Source organism: Kordia sp. (assembly GCF_965283645.1).
Lineage (GTDB): Bacteria > Bacteroidota > Bacteroidia > Flavobacteriales > Flavobacteriaceae > Kordia.
Genome location: NZ_CBDIPG010000001.1, coordinates 5,295,016 through 5,314,484, shown reverse-complemented (window position 1 = coordinate 5,314,484; position 19,469 = coordinate 5,295,016). Strand labels below are relative to the sequence as shown.

Sequence of the window (19,469 nt, the reverse complement as noted above, 5' to 3'; positions counted from 1 at the left end):
ATGTTAAAAAACATTTCAAACCTTAAGGGAACAAAAGTATTAAGTAAAAAATCTCAAAAAATTGTCGGAGGACGACGACCTGGACCTATTAGTCAGCCGTGTGGAGGAACTGGAGGAATACCTATTAATTGGTCACAAGATCGTTGTTTTGGCTGGGGAATTGTTTGGCACAATGGACAATGCTACGCATGTTACTAATCATTAATTTGATAAACTAAAAATCATTGAAAAAGAAATATTAAAAGTTTACAACTGAGTAAAAAGTTAATTTCTAATATAGAAATTAGTGCTACAAAAGACGGAGATCAATCTCAAAACAAATCATGCCAATGGCAAGATTGTGAAGTGTAATAACAACATCAAATGATTTTTCTTACTAAGACAAAGTTGTATCAAATCATTAAAAAGCAAACTTCGGTTTGCTTTTTTTATGGAAATAATTTAATGTTAACTACGGTATTTCCGTAAAGAAAATATAAGTACTTTCCTTATTTTTAGCTTATTAACCAAAAAAAAATAATCATGTTAAAAAACATTTTAAATTTAAAAGGAGTTGACGAATTAGACAAACACACTCAAAAAGAAGTGAATGGTGGAAAAACTAAATTTTGTGGTGGAACAGGCGGAATACCAATCGGATGGTCACAATCACAATGTTTTGGCTGGGGAATTCAGTGGTATAACGGTCAATGTTATGCTTGCTATTAATTTTTAATAATTTAAACTAAAAATCATGAAAAAAAGAAAACTTAGAAGTTTACATCTAAACAAAAAGTCGATTTCAAATTTAGAAACAAATGTAGTTAAAGGTGGATATCAATCTGAAAACGGTTCTTGTTTTTGGCAAGATTGCCCGTCTAGAGACCCTAATTTTATGAGTGACTGTTATTGTCCTTATAATGGTGGCGGCGGAAATAATACCAATAACTGCCAGACACAAGCTAATTGTGGTTCTAACAATTCTTGCGCTTGGGAAGATTGTATGGAATCAATGCCAAATGGCGGCGGTTGCTAAAGTAAATTTTGTACTACATTTAAATTAGGTATAGATACATTTTAAATAAATCTGTAAAATGAAAACCATGAAAAAAAGAAATTTAAAAGTACTGAAACTTAACAAAAGTTCAATTTCAAAATTAGAAAGTGACGCACTAAAAGGTGAATACGGATCAAACAATAGATTGTGCTACTCTGAACAAGTAGGAACTTGCTACTGGTTAGACTGTCCTTTCCCGGAAAGTCGTAGACCAACACTTTGTTGTGATTAGTATAATTATTACAAATTACTAGTATTAAGCGAGCTTCGGCTCGCTTTTTTTATGATTATAGGTTTTAAAATTTAGCTTAAAAAAACTTAAAACAGGTTGTTGGGTTTTTAAAAAATTTTCGACGAAAGTTAAAGAACGTTAAAAACTATATTTCTGTAGTTGAACTTTCCTATTTTTGAAGTTACTGAACCAAATACTTCCTAATGAGAAAACACATGTTGTTTATTATAGTGCTATGTATATTTACATCTGTAAGCATAGCACAAAAACCCGATAAACTATCTTCCAACCAAATCTATGAAAAAGTACAAAAGTTAAACTTCTTAGGTTCTGCACTGTATATTGCCGCGCATCCAGATGATGAAAATACACGACTCATTGCCTATTTATCTAATAATGTAAAAGCACGAACTGCCTATTTATCACTCACACGTGGTGATGGCGGGCAAAACTTAATTGGTCCAGAAATTCGTGAACAATTAGGTGTGATTCGTACACAAGAACTATTAGCCGCTCGTGGTGTAGATGGTGGACAACAACTATTTACACGTGCTAATGATTTTGGCTATTCAAAACATCCTGATGAAACGTTGGCAATTTGGAATAAAGATGAAGTATTAAGTGATGTTGTTTGGGCAATTAGAAAATTTAAACCAGACGTTATTATCAATCGTTTTGATCACAGAACGCCAGGAAGAACGCACGGACATCATACAACGTCTGCCATGTTGAGTATGGAAGCTTTTGATTTAGCTGGTGACAAAACTGCATATGCTTCACAACTTTCAGACTATGACGCTTGGCAACCAACACGTTTATTTTTTAACACGTCTTGGTGGTTTTACGGAAGTCGTAAAAAGTTTGAAGAAGCTGATAAGAGTAAAATGTTAAATTTTGATATTGGAGTATATTATCCACTAAAAGGATTATCTAACAATGAATTGGCTTCCATTGCAAGCAGTCAACACTTATGCCAAGGTTTTGGACGCCTTTCAACACGTGGTTCTCAAGAAGAATATGTAGAATTTTTAAAAGGAGATTTTCCAGAAGATAAAAGCAATATATTTTCAGGAATAGATACGTCTTGGAATCGTGTAAAAGGTGGAAAAGCTATCGGAAACATCCTAACAAATATAGAAGCGAACTTCAATTTTGTAAATCCAGCGGCACATTTACCCAAATTAATGGAAGCGTACGGAATGATTCAAAACATAGAAGATGAACACTGGAAAGCAATCAAATTAGTTGAAATTGAAAATATTATTCAGGCTTGCGCCGGATTGTATATAGAAGCTTCTGCAGCTTCATCAAGTGCAACACCAAGAGCAAATGTACAAGTGAATATTGAAGCATTAAACAGAAGTAATGCAAACATCAAACTAAACTCTATCACTTCTATAATTGATAAAAAAACAACTACAAAAACACTTTCGCTTTTAGCTAATAAAAAAGAAAACTTTACACTAGATGTAAACTTAGCTACTAATGATTATTCTGCTCCATATTGGTTGTATGAAAAAGGTACCTTAGGAATGTACAAAGTGGAAGAGCAACAGCTACGTGGATTGCCAGAAACACCAAGACCAGCCGTTTTAAAATTTAATCTTGAAATTGAAGGAGAAGCAATTACCATTACAAAACCTGTTATCTATCGTTATTCAAAACCAGATAAAGGAGAGTTGTATCAACCATTTGAAATATTACCAGAAGTTACGGCAAAATTTAAAGATCCAGTAATTATATTTTCAGACAATAAACCAAAAGAAATTCCTGTAACAATCAAAGCTGGAAAAGACAATTTAGATGGGTATGTAACCATTAATCATCCGTATAGTTGGCAAGTATATCCTAAAAAACTAAAACTTGTCATTGCGCAAAAAGGTGATGAAGCTACGTTGACGTTTACGGTAATTCCGCCAGCAACACAAAGTGAAGGTACATTGATTCCGGAAGTATTTATTGGTGATAAAAAACATACACTTTCGTTGAATGAAATTGAATACGATCACATTCCGAAACAATCGGTTTTATTACCGTCGGAAACGAAAGTTGTCCGTTTAGACATTCAAAAAAGCGGTCAGTATATTGGATACATTCAAGGTGCTGGAGATGCAATTCCTGAGAGTTTACAACAAATTGGGTACGATGTAACGGTGATTGATCCTGCTTCAATTGATGCGGCTACACTGAAAGATTTTGATGCAATTGTTATCGGAATTAGAGCATATAATACGGTTGATGAATTGAAATTTAAACAAAAATACATTTTAGACTATGTAAAAAATGGTGGAAATGTAATTGTACAATACAACACAAATCGTCGTTTAAAAGTTGGTGCTGGCGAATTGGCACCGTATAAACTATCACTTTCAAGAGATCGTGTTACAGACGAAACGGCAACGGTAGAAATTATTGCAAAAGATCATTCTATTGTAAACTTTCCAAACAAAATTGAAGCAAAAGATTTTGATGGTTGGGTTCAAGAACGCGGATTGTATTTTCCAAATGATTGGGGAGCAGAATTTACGCCAATTCTTTCCATGAACGATAAAAACGAAACTCCAAAAACTGGAAGTTTACTAGTTGCCAAATACGGAAAAGGAAATTACATCTATACAGGATTGAGTTTCTTCCGCGAATTGCCTGCTGGAGTTCCTGGCGCATACAAACTGTTTAGCAATATGATTTCTGTTGGAAAAACACAAGTGATTAAACAACCACAACTAAAAAACTAATTCATGAATACTGAAAAATTTGTCTGGAAAAAGATGTATACCATCATTTTGGTTGCCAATTTGGCGTACATCTTATTATTTTACATACTCATGAACATTTTCTCATAACGAACTGACTACATGGAATTATTAGACTGGATTGTATTAATAGGAACATTAGCCGCAATTGTTGGTTATGGAACTTGGAAAACACGCGGAAAGAAAAACTCAGAAGATTATATACGTGGCGGAAGTACCACAAAATGGTGGACTATAGGATTGTCTGTAATGGCAACACAAGCCAGTGCCATCACATTCTTATCAACTACAGGACAAGCCTTTAGCGACGGAATGGGTTTTGTACAATTTTACTTTGGTGTTCCAATTGCCATGGTCATCATTTGTATGGTTTTTATTCCTTTGTATCACAAACTAAAAGTATATACAGCCTACGAATTTCTGGAAAATCGCTTTGATTTAAAAACTAGGAGTTTAACGGCAATTCTATTCTTAATTCAACGTGGATTGGCGGCAGGAATTACCATTTTTGCACCAGCTATCATCTTATCTGTTGTATTGGGTTGGAACTTGGTAACGCTCAATATTATTATTGGTGTATTGGTAATTATTTACACCGTTTCTGGTGGAACAAAAGCTGTAAGTGTCACACAAAAGCAACAGATGTTTATCATATTTGCTGGAATGTTTGCTGCATTTTTTATTACACTTGATTTGATTCCTGAAGATATCGGATTTATAAAAGCACTTGATATTGCTGGTGCAAGTGGAAGAATGGAAGTGTTAGATTTTTCATTCGATTTAGAAAATAGATATACCATTTGGACAGGATTGATTGGAGGAAGTTTTTTAGCACTTTCTTATTTTGGAACCGATCAAAGTCAGGTACAACGCTATCTTTCAGGGAAATCTGTAAAAGAAATGCGTTGGGGAATGATGTTTAACGGATTGTTAAAAGTACCGATGCAGTTTTTCATCTTATTGGTTGGTATTATGGTATTTGTATTTTATCAATTCAGTCCTGCACCATTAAACTTTATAGATTCTTCTACCGAAAAAGTATTGGCTTCTGAATATAGTGATGAATACAAGGCTTTACAGGATAAACAAACGGTGTTATTTGATCAGAAAAAAACGGTGAGTTTGCAATTGGCGCAATCATACAATGAAGCTGATAAAAAACAATTATTACAATTAGACAGTATTGAAAAAACATACCGAGCGGAAGCAAAGTACTTAATCAAGCGTACCATTGATCCAGATTATGCGCAAGAATATGATAAGCTTACGCAAGAATTAGTAGCGCTGAAAGGAAATCCAGAAAGTGAAGCGTATGTTGCCAAAAAGGCCGAATTGACTTCTTGGTATAAAGAATCTGCAAAAGATAGTGAAACAAATGACCGCGATTATATGTTTATTTCGTTCATCCTAGAACACCTTCCTGCCGGTTTAATTGGACTATTATTAGCGGTAATTCTTTCGGCGGCAATGTCGTCAACAGCTTCTGAAATTAACGCATTAGCAACCATCACATCCATTGATTTATACAAACGAAATTTAAAAGAAGAAAAAGACGATGCACATTATGTAAACGCTACAAAAATGTTCACATTGGGTTGGGGAATTTTAGCCATTATCATTGCATGTTTTGCAAGTTTGGCAGAAAATTTAATTCAATTGGTAAACATTATAGGTTCAATTTTCTATGGAAATGTATTAGGAATCTTCTTGTTGGCATTCTTCTTTAAAAAGATAAAAGGAAATGCAGTATTTGTTGCCGCATTAATAACGCAAGTTGCTGTTGTTTTTGTTTGGTGGATAAATTTAATGCCGTATTTATGGTTAAATTTATTTGGTTGTGTATTGGTGATTATTATTGCAACCATCATTCAATCGACACAGAAAAAAGTAGTGTAACTGAAAAACTCAGTTAAAAAATATAATTAAAAGCAAAAAGCGAACGTTTACCGTTCGCTTTTTTTAATACTAGTTAGATGATTCACATTCCGTTGGAAAACCGTTTGTAAAACTTCTACTTGTATATGGTTCGTAAGGCTCATCTGGTGGTCCAGATGGGCAATCATTAGAACAATCACATCTACTTCCTGAAAGTCCTCCCATTAAATTAGCGTGTAATTGTTCTGCATTAAAATTAGAGATCGATCTCTTGTTTAATGACAAATTTTTTAAATTTCTTTTTTTCATGATTAAAAAATTTTTATGATTAATATACTTTATAGTTCAGCTATCAACTAATTGTTACCCTTTTTCGAAAGATTTTTAATCAAAAAAAGTTCCGACGTATTTACACCTATCAATACGTAATTTTACGCAACTTTTCCAAACCGTAAATTTCACATATAAAATCAGCAGTAAAAAGTGAGTTATTTGACATGAAATTAATTAGCTAATCTACCATGTTTTATAGCAAATTATTATTTTCTGGTGCAATCCGAAAAACCATAAAAGAGTAGGAATCGTTTTTTATTTTAAAATTTTATATCATGAGCGCACAAACAATTACAATTACATTCAAAGCAACAGGAGCAACCGCATATACAGCTAACGTAACAGCATTAGAAGCTGGAAATATGGTTGATCCAAAAACAGGACAAAACTGGAGTACAACACCAGACGGACAAAATCCATATGTATGGAATAATGATGGAAGTAACGCTAATAAGTTTGGCTTAATGGCAAATTACAAATATAACAACGTAGAAAAGACTGCTTTTTCTCAGTTAGTTATTGATCCTACGCAGATTTCTGGCAATGTAGAAATTGTTGCTGAGTTATGCACAGCAGCTATTGGCGGAGACAAAGGAAATACAATTTTACGTTTTGATTCTGCAACGGTAAACGGAGAAGAAAATACTGCTGTAGCATCTGTTGCTGTTTGGGGATCTGACAAACCACAACCACATTCAGAGTTTTATAAGTAAACCCACAACCTACCTACCATATTTTTTAAAAGTGAAAGCAGTTTCTTGTTAGTTGGAACTGCTTTTTTTTATTTTTGAATTCTGAATTTATAATTATGAATTAGAATTCCTGTATCGAGAGCTGCTTAGAAATTACAACTACTTCTCGATACTATTTTCTTCATTCCAATCTGAAAATCACTCGAATTGACGGAGTTTAAATATACTAGTATTTTAAATTGAAACTCTTTGCCTATCAGAAGAAATAATGAACGAGCAAGCGGAAGTGCGACGCACAGCGTAACGCATGTAGCTTAGTGAGTGAATGATGCGCAGCAATTTCCTGAGGATAGGATTGATTTTTTGTTTCTTTTTTATCAAGAAAAAAGACAAAAACTTAATCTATCAAATTATATAAAAGTTTCTCCTATATACTAAACCCAACTTCAACAATAGTTTTGATCACTTATTTTGTAGCTTCTGCATTACAGGTTTCTAAAAACTTATGAATCATGTTTTTTATCAATTATATTACTTTGCTCTTTGCTTAAAGAGTTATGATTCCCAATAGGAATAAAAATTTGATCACTTTTACTAGCCAACAGTTTTGTAATATCTGCTATTTGCTCGTTTTGACTTTTCAATAATTTATTCTCAACTCTAAGAATATCAAGTGAATGTCTAAAGCTTTGCACTTGATTCCGTAATCTTAAAATTAAAACATCTGCTTGTTCATTGGTAACTTCTTCAACTGTATTCACTTGAAAATCATTTTTATCAGTTGTTAAAAAACCTAAATATTCATCCAACCAAGTTTGTAGCTCTTCTTTCGTAGTCGTTTCTGGAAAGTCAAACGCAATATCCAAACCGCCTTCTACTTCAGAAGCATGCATGGTAATATCAACTTGTTTACTCTCTTTTACATAATTAGAAAAGAATACTAAATATTGATGAATGCTTGAAATGAGTTGTTTGTCTAGTTTGAGGAATGTGTATTTTTTGAGTTTTGCCTCTAATTGCAAATTTTTTTTCTCAAATATCTTTCTTTTACTTTTATTATATAAAGAGTTCAACATCATGATTATTAAACAAATAATAAGAAAAAGTAGAAGAAGTGTAGTTCCCTCTTGAGAATATTCTGTTTTAAATATTGATGTTATGAAGTTTAAACTAATTTGTTTATATAGAGGAGTAATAATGAAGTAATTAGTTTATCGTTTATGAATATAATTCCTAAATTTAAATAATTTAAGCTAAAACCATAAGTTACGTCAAACTGAACTTGATTCAGTTTCACATAATCCTTGAAAATCACTGTGATGAGATTCTGAAGTAAATTCAGTTTTATTTACCAAAAGATTCCTGCCTACGCAGGAATGACAATTAGAACTTCACTTGCAACGTAGTATAAAAATTTCTATCAATTGATGGAATGATTCCTGGACCTGGATAACCTGTCGCGCGTCGTGTAAAATAGTTGTTGTCTAATAGATTGTTGATTCCAGCTTCAAGCTTGAAGTTTTTGTAGGTATACGACATGGAAATATCTAAAATATCATACGCAGGAATTTCACCAATTAATCCGCTCAAATTACTTTCTACTGCGTTAGAAGCATCCGTAAATTGCTTTGATAAGTACGTATATTGAATGTTAGATAAGAAGTTTTTATACCCAAAACGAATTCCTGTTTTTAGGTTGATATTCGGTACAAATTCTACCTTCTTCCCTTCTACTCCATTTTCTTGCGATCTTGTGTATTCTGAATCTGTAATTGCCGCATTGATGAAGTAATTGAAACTATAATCGTTGTTTTTGATGAAGATTTCATTCAGATTAAAATCGAGCAACGACTCAAAACCATACATAACCGCATCACCAATATTTCCACGTTCGCTTTTTACACTTCCATCAGCAAAAGCGCGTTGTACAAAACCGATTCTATCATTGTAGAATAATCCGAACGCACCAATATCATACGAAACAATAGTGTTATAACTTCCACGCAACCCAAAGTCAATTGTCATTCCTTTTTCATCATCAATATCTGGACTAATCGCAAACGCAGGATTGATTATACTAATATCTGTAAACGTTACCGAACGATAGTTTTGCGATACATTTCCATAGATTTCCAACGCGTCCGACGGTTTGTAACTTGCGCCCAATCCGAATAATACAAAGGAGCGTTCGCGCACTTCGCTATTGTCAACCGTTTCGTTTAGAATAACGTTTCCTGCGGCATCTGTGTTGATTCGCTTGAAGAATCCGTCACTTTCTGTTTTGATATGTTCCAATCGGAAACCTGGTGTAATGGAAAGTTTATCATTTACATAGAAAATATTTTCACCAAAAACCGCTACATTCAAGTTTGGATAATCATATGCTGATTGATTTTGATAGTTTGGAAAATCATCTAATTGAAATTCAAAATTTGGATCGCTTCCTGCAGAACCTGGACCTTGCTGACTTGTATTGTCTGCTTTGTAAAATTTTGAACCAATTAAAAACGTAGACTTTTTCCCGAATATTTCATATTTGCTTAACAAACGTGCTTCAAATCCGAAGTTGTTAAAATCGCCTTTTATTAAATCGCGTTCCGTTCCTGGATCAACCTGATTTACTCTGTTTGTACGGAAACCAAGTGCTTTTCGCGACGCTTTTAAACCAAATGCATTGAATGTAAAGTTTGTGTCTTCTGAGAATTTATGCGCGAATTTTAAATTGTATAATAACCAATCAACCTGAAACCAATTTCGTTCTCTATTGCTTTGAAAAGGGTTTTCATTGAACATTTGATCCGTTAATCCGCCAGCTTGTTTTGCCAAATAGCGCAAATAAGTAACTTCACCTTCTAACTTCGTATTTTCATTGAATTGATAGCCAATATGTGCATATGCATTTTTAGATTCAAACTCCGAATTTGGTCGAAATCCATCTCCTTTTTTGTAATTGAAAAACGAATAGTAACTAAATTTCCCAACTGTTCCGCTAACACTTGTAAAATTGGTATATAGATTGTTGCTTCCGATGGTATTTCGTGTGATAAATTCGAATGGTTTTGCTTTGTTTGGTTCTTTCATGACAAAGTTTACCAAACCACCAAATTGCGTTCCGTATTGCAACGAAGCCGCACCACGAATGATTTGAATTTCTTTTAACCCTTCTGCCGCTGGCGAATAGTAACTTTCTGGATATCCTAACACATCTGCGCTAATGTCGTACCCATTTTGACGCGTGTTGAAGTTTGCTGTTCTGTTTGGATCTAAACCGCGACCACCAATGTTTAACTGCAAACCTGCATCATCATTTTGATAAATATTTAACCCAACTACTTGACTGTATATTTGACGTGCGTTGTTGGATGCTAAGTTTGCCATTGATTGATCAACTAAGACAACTTCTGTTTTTTTTCCAGCATAGATTGCCGTTTCTTCAACATCTCTTAAACGTTTTAATGTGAACACTTTATTCTTACGAACATTTAGTTCTACTTCGGATAATTGCTCTCCGAGTTCTTGTAAACCAATATTTAAAACAACGGCTTTATTTACTGCTATTTTCTTTTCTACAACTTGATATTCAAACGAAAAAAACACCAACGTTATGCTCTCTTTTTCTGTTTCAAATTCGTAATATCCTTGTGCATTTGTTGTTGTTATTTTTCCAGAAGCCTTGTCATAAATGTCAACATTTGCAATTGGTGAATTGGTTGCTGTTGCAGTTACAGTTCCAGAAATTTTTTGTTGTGCAGTTAGGGAAATACTACACAGAAAAAATGTAATTAGTATGCTAAAATTCTTTATGTTGTTCATCTTTTAAGGGTAAAATCCAGTTTTTGGGTTTGAACGATTCTTTTTCTTGGTATAAATCTACCGTTTTGTCTATATATAGTTGGCTAAAACGTCCGTTGAGCGCTACGTAACTTTCTACAAATACTTGCACATTTTTATGTCCTTGACTCGTAAAATGATCGCCTAAATAGTGTGCATATTCTAGAATGAAGTCTGGTTGAAAACTCATTTGTTTTTCTTGATACGATGTTAAAAAATCACTGTTATTTACATAGAAAAAGTTCTTGGTTTTTCCATCAACAATTTTAAATGTTGTGCTTCCCATTTTTTCCATTAACATCACGCGCCATGAAAAACGATAACCTTGTTCGGTCCAAAATAAATTGCCATTATATAATAGATATCTGAACGGAAGTATGAGTTGAATCATGAAAAAAAGAACTACTATAGGAATGATTATAGATTTGAATTTCAAACGAAATTCAGGCATGATTGTGATTGTATTCGTTTTAATTTGAATTACTTTTTGCAATATTTTTTTGATGAATCCAATGATTTTTTTGTGGAAATCAGCTTCAAAGAAAATTAATGACCCAATTATCATAACATACGGAAACATTCCTATTGGAAATAATACACGTGTGAATATGTGGAAGAATACCACTAACGCAAACGCAAACCAACGTGTTCGTTTGTACAGCAATAGAAATGGAATGCACAAGTCGTATAACATTCCTGACCAACTCATGGCGTAGTGAAACCAGTTTTGTTGCATCAAGCTTTCGCCAATAATTGGCAAATCGTATTTTGATGGCAACCAGATTTTTAATGGCATTGCTTTGCATAACCAATCTGAGTTTATTTTGGCTAAACCGGCATAGAAATAGACAATTCCGAGCAAGAGTTTTATCGCATCAATGCACCAATTTGGAATGTTTTTATAGCTTTTTTTTCTAATGATATTATCAACTGAAAACGTAGCATTTGCAGGAAGAAAAATCATCAAGAAACTTAGAATACTTATAAAGTAATAATGATTTAAGTACGTTGTTTTGTCCATGAGTTCGATGTAGGTAAAACTCAGAAAAAACATGATAATTGCCAAGCGATATTTGAATCCTAATGCAACAAAAAATGCTGATAATCCGCAGATAATGAATAGCATATATGTAAAACTTCCGAAAGGTTTTACCCATTCAAAACCATAATATGAGAAGTGAAAAGAAGGTTCGAGATAGACAGTTTCAATCCAACCTTTACACCAAAAACGAATGATGCTGTAACACATCATGAAACCAAAACCAATACGAAAGACCGCTAACGGAGAAGCGTTTGTTTTTTGGGAAAGATATGTTTGAAAACGATTCGTCATTTTACACAAAAAAAGGTTGCCTTATGTTACAGACAACCTTTTTTATTTCATTTTAGTTTGTACTAATCGCCATCTGCATCTACATAATCAACACTGATATTGAATGCTTGTAGCATATCTACTTTTAGCAATACAACTGCCGTTTGAAGCGCGTCATACGCTTGCGTCATTTTTGTATTATCCGTATTAATTTGTGTATTAAAGTTAGCATTTAATGCTTGTATTTTTTCACGAGCAGTTCCAAACTGTTCATTTATCATAGTTGCTAATTCAGTTCTGTCTAGGTTGTCAAGATAGCCCTTGAAGCCAATTCCGACAGTACTTGTTCTAAATGATGTTCCATTGAATATGTTTTCTACAGCTGTTACTGCTTCTACTGCTAATTCTTTGGATATTTCTTGATTGTAAAATGCTTCTACTTTTTCAGGTAAAGGCGTTGATGAGAAGTTTCCGGCTGGAATTCCAATTTTGTTCGCTCGTAATCCTTTTTCATAATAAAAAATATAATCGTTTACAATTTTATTTACAGCGCTTGAAGCCGTATTTGCTGTACTAGCAATAAATGTAGCTCTGTAGGATGCATTCCAATCATTTAAAACTTCTTGTGTTAAGAGTTTCATTTGATTTATTACATCAGAAAGATAGGTTTGATATTTTACTGACTCAGTATTTGTTGTGTATTTTTCTAAAATTTCTGTGTCTGTAGCACCAACTCCGTATAATAAATAGTCTAACGCAGGAAAACCAACCGCATCATTATTGTTCGGATGTGTTAAATCGTAGCCACCATTTGCGATATTGTTTTGAACATCTGTTGTGTTTGTTGGGTAGATATTCATTTGAAAGTTATATAAAATTTCTTCCGCTTTCCCAATGTTGAATACTTCTACATGTTGCCATGTTTTGTAGGCTGTTAACCAAGTTGAACGCAACGCATCTAAATTTGCTTGAGTTGGAGTTGCTACAAAATCATCTTTTGCAGTTCCCAACATATTTAGATTGGTATTTAGTTCTTCATAAGCAGGAATGATTAGATTGTCTGCAAAGTTTCGAAGCAATGCTGCTCTGTCAAATGGTGTTGTATCTGGCGTGTCAGACACTACAGTATCATCACTTGAACTACAAGCTACAATGAAGATTGTTAACAGGAATATTGGAAAAATTTTCTTTATCATCTTATTTCTATTTATTCTAAATAAACATTGCAAAAGTAAAAAAGTAGCGATTGTTATCCTAACAGTTTCGCTACTTTTTTATACTAATTCTGGTTAATTTTTCTAGCTTCCAGCTTGCGCTGTTGTAAAGTTGAATTCTGCCGAAATTGTTTCAGAAATTTCGTCTAATGTTGCAGTCGTTACATCCCAAAAACCGTTTCCAGCCATTAATTGTGAAATGAATCCATCAACTTGTGCTTTTGTGAAATAAGGCACGTTTGTTGCTGGTTTACGTGTGAATTGTAAACTGTAGATAAATCCAAATCCTTCTGATAAATCGTGAAATGCGCTTGCATTATCAGTTCCTAAGTTTGCTTTTCCTTGTTGTAAATAATACACAGCTCGTATTGCAATAATTTCAGAAATTTTTTCTCTGATGATGTTTGCTTGCTCATCACGTACTGTATAGTTTTTAGCAACAATTGCCGCTCTACCTAGCTTGAATGCTTCATATACATCTGAGGCAATTCCTGCAAAGTCAGTATCATTTTCTACTCTTGATAGGTATTTGTTTAGGAAACTATCTTCATTTAAGATTGGATTAGTTGCATTATCAGTTCCGTATAGATATCCGAATGCTTCATCCCATTTGTGCTCCATAGTTGTGTATGCTTCACCATCTTCTACAGTTCCAGCATCATTATTTGCTCTGTTATCACCAGCATCTAAAACTGACGTACTTAGGTAGTTATTTAACATTTGATCTACCATTAAAGCGCCAATTAATCCTTTGTTTATTGCTTGGTTGTATTCTAATCCTTTTCCGTTGATGTAACGTGTAGATCCACCACCAGCTTCTTGCAAGTTTCCTGCGTTTCCTGCTGTTGCTGTGTTCATCCAGTTGGGAAATACATCAGAAACTTGATTTGCGATCCAAGTATCAAAATCTGCTTTTATTGCATTGGCATCAGTTGTGTTTGCCGAAAAATAGTCTGAAGAAGCCGCTGTTTTACTACGAATACTTTTTCCAGAAGCATTTAAGTCTGCATCACTAAAGTCATTGTTTCCTTCTGCATGTGCAAACATTCCATCAAGTGCAGCCTCTGTTTTCGTGTTGTCACTTAAAGCAGTAATAAACTCACCGCCCATTTGAATTCGTGTAGTTTGTCCGCTGTAATTTACGGTAGAATTTCCGTCTCTACTAAATGTATATGTTGCAGGTGCAACAACTTGTGGGTCAACTGGAGTTACTACATCATCATCGCTTGAACATGATGTGAATACGAAACTAGAAATCGTTAATAATCCAACTAATACTTTTTTCATTATGATTGTTATTTATAAATGTTGTTATTTTTTTGACAAATATATTATGGCTTTTTGAATTGACAAAGTTTATTTAGACTTAATCTTAATAAACTTAACCAATAATTTTGACTAAGCTTATACTCTATTGTTTTTCAATATTTTATAATAAAAATTTACGAATGTTAATTTTTTATTACTTGATAAGATTTGAGTTAAAATTGCATTTTAGAGCGATTATTTTATAAAAAAAGTGAATCCTTGTAACCTATTTATTCTACTATCGTCTTAGTGATAAAATCATTCATCAATCAATCAAAAAAAAATGAAATCAATTAAAAATTACTTCGTGTACATATTCGTTTCGAGTATGTTTCTTTTTTCGAATCAAGTATTAAGTCAAGAATCAACTTCTAGTTTGGAAGGCAAAATTTTAGCCTTAGATGCTAAATTTTGGAACGCTTATAATTCATGTGCTGTAGCAGATTTTAAACAGTTCTTAACTGACGATTTGGAGTTTTATCATGATAAAGGTGGCTTAACTGAAACTTCTGATAAACTAATTTCTTTAGTCAAAACTGGACTTTGCAAGGACCCAAATGTAAAATTACGCAGAGAAGCCGTTAACGGAACTGTCCATGTGTATCCTTTGAATAATTATGGCGCTATTATTACTGGCGAGCATCTTTTTTATCTCTCAGAGAATGGCAAAAATGAACGTTTGGTTGAATCGGCTAAGTTTACACATGTTTGGCAAAACGAGAATGGTAAATGGCGTATGCGTCGCGTATTGAGTTATGATCACCAACAGGTTACTGAAAATTCTAAGAAATCAAGTATGACCTTATCACTTGATGCAATGAAATCATTGTTAGGAACCTACAAAGCTCCAAACACAGGAACTGTAACTATTTTTATAGAAAGTAATACGTTGCGTATCAAAGCTGGAAGAATGAATTCTGAATTGTTTGCAACATCTGAAACTTCCCTATTTATTAAAGAAGCACCATTGCGCTTTGATTTTGCGAAAGATGTAAATGGAAAAGTTGTAAAGTTTACTGTTTTTGAGAATGGGAAAGCTGTTGAGGAAGCTTTGCGGGTGGAGTGAAGTTTGTCGTTTTGATCAAAATAAAAACCTGTAATTTTAAAAAAGTTGCAGGCTTTTTTTACTCTCTTTTTAAATTATTTTTTCTACTTAAAGTATTGGTATAACTACTATTTACACAATAGCGAATAATAAAAAATTATCAATTAACCTTTACTTATCACCCTAAAAATTAAGCTAATTACGGTTTTCCGTAAGTTTATACTTAGAAAACTATTTATACTTGCTAATTGAGATTTTTTGTAAACTTTAATAATTACAATAGTGAATGAAAAGTAAGCCTTCGGTAAACCACGTATTGTAAAGAAATGATTTCAATTGTATTTTGGCTTCATGAAAAACACAAAGACACAGCAGCGTATGTTTGCTTTGGTAGCCAAGCTTTATTCGGAGGATATCAGCAAGAAAGACTTTTGCAAGCGTGAAGCTCTGAATTATCACACATTTTCGTATTGGATAAGACGCTATCGTAGTTTTCATGGACTACTTAAAGGCGAAACGACTTCTACAAACGATACATTCCAAAATGAGTTCATTCCCATAGATATTGAAACTTCTGCTGACAGTATTGACTCAACAATTACCATTGCATATCCCAATGGAGTTCGCCTGCATTTAGATTCTTTTTTATTCACTAGAGAAACAGTTGTTTGTCTACAAAAGCTGATCTCATGTTTGGATTAGGCGTTTCCCATCGGTATCATTTGTATCGTCATCCTACTGACATGCGCAAGAGTTTTGATAGTCTAGCAGGTATCATTCAAAAAGAATTGCAGGCTTCTGCTCAAGATGGTACTGCTTACATTTTTATTAATAAATCCCGTGTAAGGTCAAAATATTACAATGGCAAGCAGGTGGTTTTGTTTTGTATTACAAGCGGTTGGAATCGGGTCGTTTTGAATTGCCTATTTATGATGAAGCTGTCACTAGTATCAAGTTGAGTTACTCGCAATTGGTGCTACTGATTGATGGTGTTTCTATTGCACATGTTCGAGGAAAAAAACGGTATAAATCACCTGTATAAATTGGATAAAAACGTTGTGATTTATCTATAATATTAGTACTTTTCTCTTGTGAAAAATGCTACTGATACTACCGAAGAAACTGCCTATATCTCCAAGAAAGAGTATGACGATTTGTTGGAAAAGTACAGAGAATTAGAACGACAATTAACAGAATTAAAACGCCTGATTTTTGGGAGTAAAAGTGAACGTTTTGTCTCCACAGCTTTGCTTGGTCAATTAGGATTATTTGGTGAAGCGTCGCAAGAGTCATCTTCAAGTGCTGAAAAACAGGTCTTACGCCAGACAAAAGTAAAGATCAAACCAAAGAAAGTAGCCAAGCGAGCGATATTGCCTGCGCATCTTCCAAGAGTCGAAGAAATCATCGAGCCAAAAAATCTTACGCAAGACAGCGTTAAAATAGGAGAAGAAGTGACTGAAATCTTGGAATACAATCCTGCCAAGCTTTTTGTTCGCAGAATTGTACGTCCAAAATACGCGTTAAAAGATTATGCTGGAGTTATTATAGGGGAACTTCCAAGTCTGCCACTTCCAAAATCTAATGCAGGCGCGGGACTCTTAGCGCATATTTTAGTGAGTAAATTTGTAGATCATCTTCCTTTTTATAGACAACGACAGATATTTAAACGACAACAATATCAAGTAAGTGATGCGACCTTATCGGGATGGTTTAATGCCGCGACTTCACTACTAGAACCTTTGTATGATGTGTTGACTAAAGAGTTATTACAAAGTAATTACTTGCAAGTAGATGAAAGTCCAATTGGTGTTCAAGACAGTTATAAAACAGGAAGTTTACATACAGGATATCATTGGGTATATCATGCACCTGTGGAAGGCTTGGTATTGTTCAAGTATGATGCCACTCGGTCTATAAAAGCTCCACAAACCATACTGAAAAACTATAAAGGAACTTTACAGTCCGATGGATACAAGGTCTATCAAAACCTAGCCACTGCACAACAATTAAAGCTACTCTCATGTATGGCACATGCCAGACGATATTTTGAAAAAGCACTTGATAATGATCATTCAAGAGCCAGTTATGCAATGGAACAGTTCCAAAAATTGTATGGCTTAGAAGCTAATATTAGAGAACATAATGCCACTTCTAAAGTAATCAAACGCTATCGAAATCGCTATGCCAAACCGATACTCGATACCTTCTATGATTGGTTAGTGCAACAACGATCGCAACTATTACCAAAAAGTTCCATTGCAAAAGCAGTTGGCTATACACTTCGCTTATGGAAATATCTGATTGGGTACTTAGAAGATGGAAAGTATTTAATTGACAATAACAAGATAGAAAATACCATCAGACCACTTGCTTTAGGACGAAAAAACTATCTCTTTGCAGGATCGCACAAGGCAGCTCAAAAAGCAGCCATGATGTATTCTTTCTTTGCAACTTGTAAAATAAACAATGTAGAACCATTTGCTTGGCTACACGATATCTTTAAAAAAATCCCTGAACATAAAGCAAATAAATTACACGAATTACTGCCACAAAACTGGAAAAACAACAGTATCGAAAACTGTTAAGAAAATGGCGTTTTAGCAACAAAATCTTACGGAAGCTGAGAATCCAGTAAAATCAGACACTAATCCCATAGCTAGAAAAACTTACTCCGCTACCTCTCAATAATTTACAAATAAACATATCTAACTTTATGTAAAATAGAGTCATACTAAATCATTTTCTAATATACAATACGGGGTTTACGGAATGCTTACAATGAAAAACGATAAATTAGACATTGTATATTTTAAGATATATGCAAGTGGATTGTATTTAACATTCTTTTTTGCATTTTTTAAATTGTATCTTATTTCGACTGACGAGTATTTTGATTGGAGCCGAAAAACTTTAGAAAATTTTCAAACTAGTCCCTATGATTTGATTATTACATCTTCACTATTGATTATCCCTACTGGTTTTATTCTTATTTTATTTTTTTATGCAAAACAAAAATTAAAAAAAGCCGATTCAAATAAGGACAATCTTAGAATATTTTATAAAGAATATATTCAGTTGGAAGGATATATTCAAACTTTAATAGGTTTCTTTATAGCCATATTAAGTTTAGTTCCTATTGCAAATAGCGATACTACTCCAGAATTTGGGTTAGTAGCTTTCCCGATAGGAATGTCTTTGGTAACCTCTATTATGGGTTGGTATTTTGGTAGTGATATTGCTCCTCCAATTAATTCCCACAAAATAACAGAAACTTTAGATTTATTAAATTTTACTACAAAAAAATTAAATGATGACATTAAGCTTTTGTCTATTGAAATTTTAGATACCAAAAATAAATACGAAAATACAACTCAAACATTTGTTACCAACATTAATGGTCTATTAAAAAATCAACAGGATAGCATTATTGAATATAACAAAACACTCATTCTATTAAAAGCGACTAATGCTGATTACAAAAATCAAGTAGTTAATACGCTGGAAGATATTAAAAAGTCTCTTTTAAATCATAAAGATATGTATCTCGAATCATTAAAATCACTTACAAAAAGTACCCAGGAAATTCAAAATAAAAGTCAGAGTGATCAGCTTTCACAATTCAAAAAATTTACAGAAAATCTTGAAGAAGAATTAAAAAAATCAAATAATGATCTGAATACATATTTTGAAAATTTACTAAATTATAACGAGTTAATTATTTCAAATAGTAAAGAAACTATCGATTTGATTAGGACAATAGAAAATGGCTTAGATAATATTAAAAGAACTATTAGAGAAGAATTATTTAAAAATAAATAATGATTTTAAAGTAAAACTA

The 19,469-nt window shown here is 33.3% G+C and carries 17 protein-coding genes and 1 pseudogene; 12 read left to right on the top strand and 6 right to left on the bottom strand.

What is annotated here, in order from left to right; genetic code table 11:
- From ACQ654_RS23355 to ACQ654_RS23330, 6 genes are all read left to right on the top strand, one after another.
- Complete coding sequence (locus tag ACQ654_RS23355; protein ID WP_430412759.1) at positions 1–198, top strand: hypothetical protein; 198 nt, start codon at positions 1–3, stop codon at positions 196–198.
- A gap of 324 nt (positions 199–522) precedes the next feature.
- Complete coding sequence (locus tag ACQ654_RS23350; protein ID WP_430412758.1) at positions 523–708, top strand: hypothetical protein; 186 nt, start codon at positions 523–525, stop codon at positions 706–708.
- Positions 709–733: 25 nt separating this feature from the next.
- Positions 734–1,015: a hypothetical protein gene (locus ACQ654_RS23345; RefSeq protein WP_430412757.1), complete on the top strand. Its 282-nt coding sequence runs from the start codon at positions 734–736 to the stop codon at positions 1,013–1,015.
- Between the two features lie 67 nt (positions 1,016–1,082).
- Positions 1,083–1,268 carry a hypothetical protein gene (locus ACQ654_RS23340; RefSeq protein WP_430412756.1) on the top strand — a complete coding sequence of 62 codons (186 nt, stop codon included), beginning with the start codon at positions 1,083–1,085 and terminating at the stop codon, positions 1,266–1,268.
- Positions 1,269–1,471: 203 nt separating this feature from the next.
- Complete coding sequence (locus ACQ654_RS23335) at positions 1,472–4,003, top strand: PIG-L family deacetylase (protein ID WP_430412755.1); 2,532 nt, start codon at positions 1,472–1,474, stop codon at positions 4,001–4,003.
- A gap of 120 nt (positions 4,004–4,123) precedes the next feature.
- Positions 4,124–5,917, top strand: coding sequence for a sodium:solute symporter (locus ACQ654_RS23330; RefSeq protein ID WP_430412754.1), 1,794 nt, complete (start codon positions 4,124–4,126; stop codon positions 5,915–5,917).
- Between the two features lie 69 nt (positions 5,918–5,986).
- Here the strand turns inward: ACQ654_RS23330 and ACQ654_RS23325 are convergent, their stop codons facing one another.
- Entirely contained in the window at positions 5,987–6,205 is a 219-nt protein-coding gene (locus tag ACQ654_RS23325; RefSeq protein WP_430412753.1) for a class I lanthipeptide, read from the bottom strand.
- Between the two features lie 299 nt (positions 6,206–6,504).
- Here ACQ654_RS23325 and ACQ654_RS23320 point away from each other — a divergent pair, with 299 nt between their 5' ends.
- A complete protein-coding gene (locus tag ACQ654_RS23320) occupies positions 6,505–6,942 on the top strand; it encodes a hypothetical protein (protein ID WP_430412752.1) in 438 nt (145 codons plus the stop codon).
- A gap of 482 nt (positions 6,943–7,424) precedes the next feature.
- On the opposite strand, the gene ACQ654_RS23315 is transcribed toward ACQ654_RS23320, so the two are convergent.
- From ACQ654_RS23315 to ACQ654_RS23295, 5 genes are all read right to left on the bottom strand, one after another.
- On the bottom strand, positions 7,425–7,943 hold the full coding sequence (locus ACQ654_RS23315; RefSeq protein ID WP_430412751.1) for a hypothetical protein: 519 nt from the start codon (positions 7,941–7,943) through the stop codon (positions 7,425–7,427).
- 361 nt (positions 7,944–8,304) lie between these two features.
- Positions 8,305–10,734 carry a TonB-dependent receptor domain-containing protein gene (locus ACQ654_RS23310; RefSeq protein ID WP_430412750.1) on the bottom strand — a complete coding sequence of 810 codons (2,430 nt, stop codon included), beginning with the start codon at positions 10,732–10,734 and terminating at the stop codon, positions 8,305–8,307.
- A complete protein-coding gene (locus tag ACQ654_RS23305; protein ID WP_430412749.1) occupies positions 10,712–12,085 on the bottom strand; it encodes an HTTM domain-containing protein in 1,374 nt (457 codons plus the stop codon). The genes ACQ654_RS23310 and ACQ654_RS23305 overlap by 23 nt, the downstream gene beginning before the upstream one ends.
- A gap of 62 nt (positions 12,086–12,147) precedes the next feature.
- Positions 12,148–13,260: an imelysin family protein gene (locus tag ACQ654_RS23300; RefSeq protein WP_430412748.1), complete on the bottom strand. Its 1,113-nt coding sequence runs from the start codon at positions 13,258–13,260 to the stop codon at positions 12,148–12,150.
- Between the two features lie 102 nt (positions 13,261–13,362).
- The gene (locus ACQ654_RS23295; protein WP_430412747.1) at positions 13,363–14,565 is read right to left on the bottom strand and encodes a DUF4856 domain-containing protein; all 1,203 of its coding nucleotides are present in this window, start codon (positions 14,563–14,565) and stop codon (positions 13,363–13,365) included.
- Between the two features lie 304 nt (positions 14,566–14,869).
- Here ACQ654_RS23295 and ACQ654_RS23290 point away from each other — a divergent pair, with 304 nt between their 5' ends.
- The 5 genes and pseudogenes from ACQ654_RS23290 (at position 14,870) to ACQ654_RS23270 (ending at position 19,450) form a co-directional block, all read left to right on the top strand.
- Positions 14,870–15,652, top strand: coding sequence for a DUF4440 domain-containing protein (locus ACQ654_RS23290; RefSeq protein WP_430412746.1), 783 nt, complete (start codon positions 14,870–14,872; stop codon positions 15,650–15,652).
- A gap of 330 nt (positions 15,653–15,982) precedes the next feature.
- Positions 15,983–16,333, top strand: a complete 351-nt coding sequence (gene tnpA / locus ACQ654_RS23285; protein ID WP_430412745.1) for an IS66 family insertion sequence element accessory protein TnpA — start codon at positions 15,983–15,985, stop codon at positions 16,331–16,333.
- Positions 16,321–16,673: pseudogene (tnpB, locus tag ACQ654_RS23280) on the top strand (IS66 family insertion sequence element accessory protein TnpB). Before tnpA ends, tnpB begins: the two are co-directional and overlap by 13 nt.
- Before the next feature lie 49 nt (positions 16,674–16,722).
- On the top strand, positions 16,723–18,216 hold the full coding sequence (gene tnpC, locus ACQ654_RS23275; RefSeq protein ID WP_430412744.1) for an IS66 family transposase: 1,494 nt from the start codon (positions 16,723–16,725) through the stop codon (positions 18,214–18,216).
- 193 nt (positions 18,217–18,409) lie between these two features.
- Positions 18,410–19,450, top strand: coding sequence for a hypothetical protein (locus tag ACQ654_RS23270; RefSeq protein ID WP_430412743.1), 1,041 nt, complete (start codon positions 18,410–18,412; stop codon positions 19,448–19,450).
- Positions 19,451–19,469 lie beyond the last annotated feature (19 nt).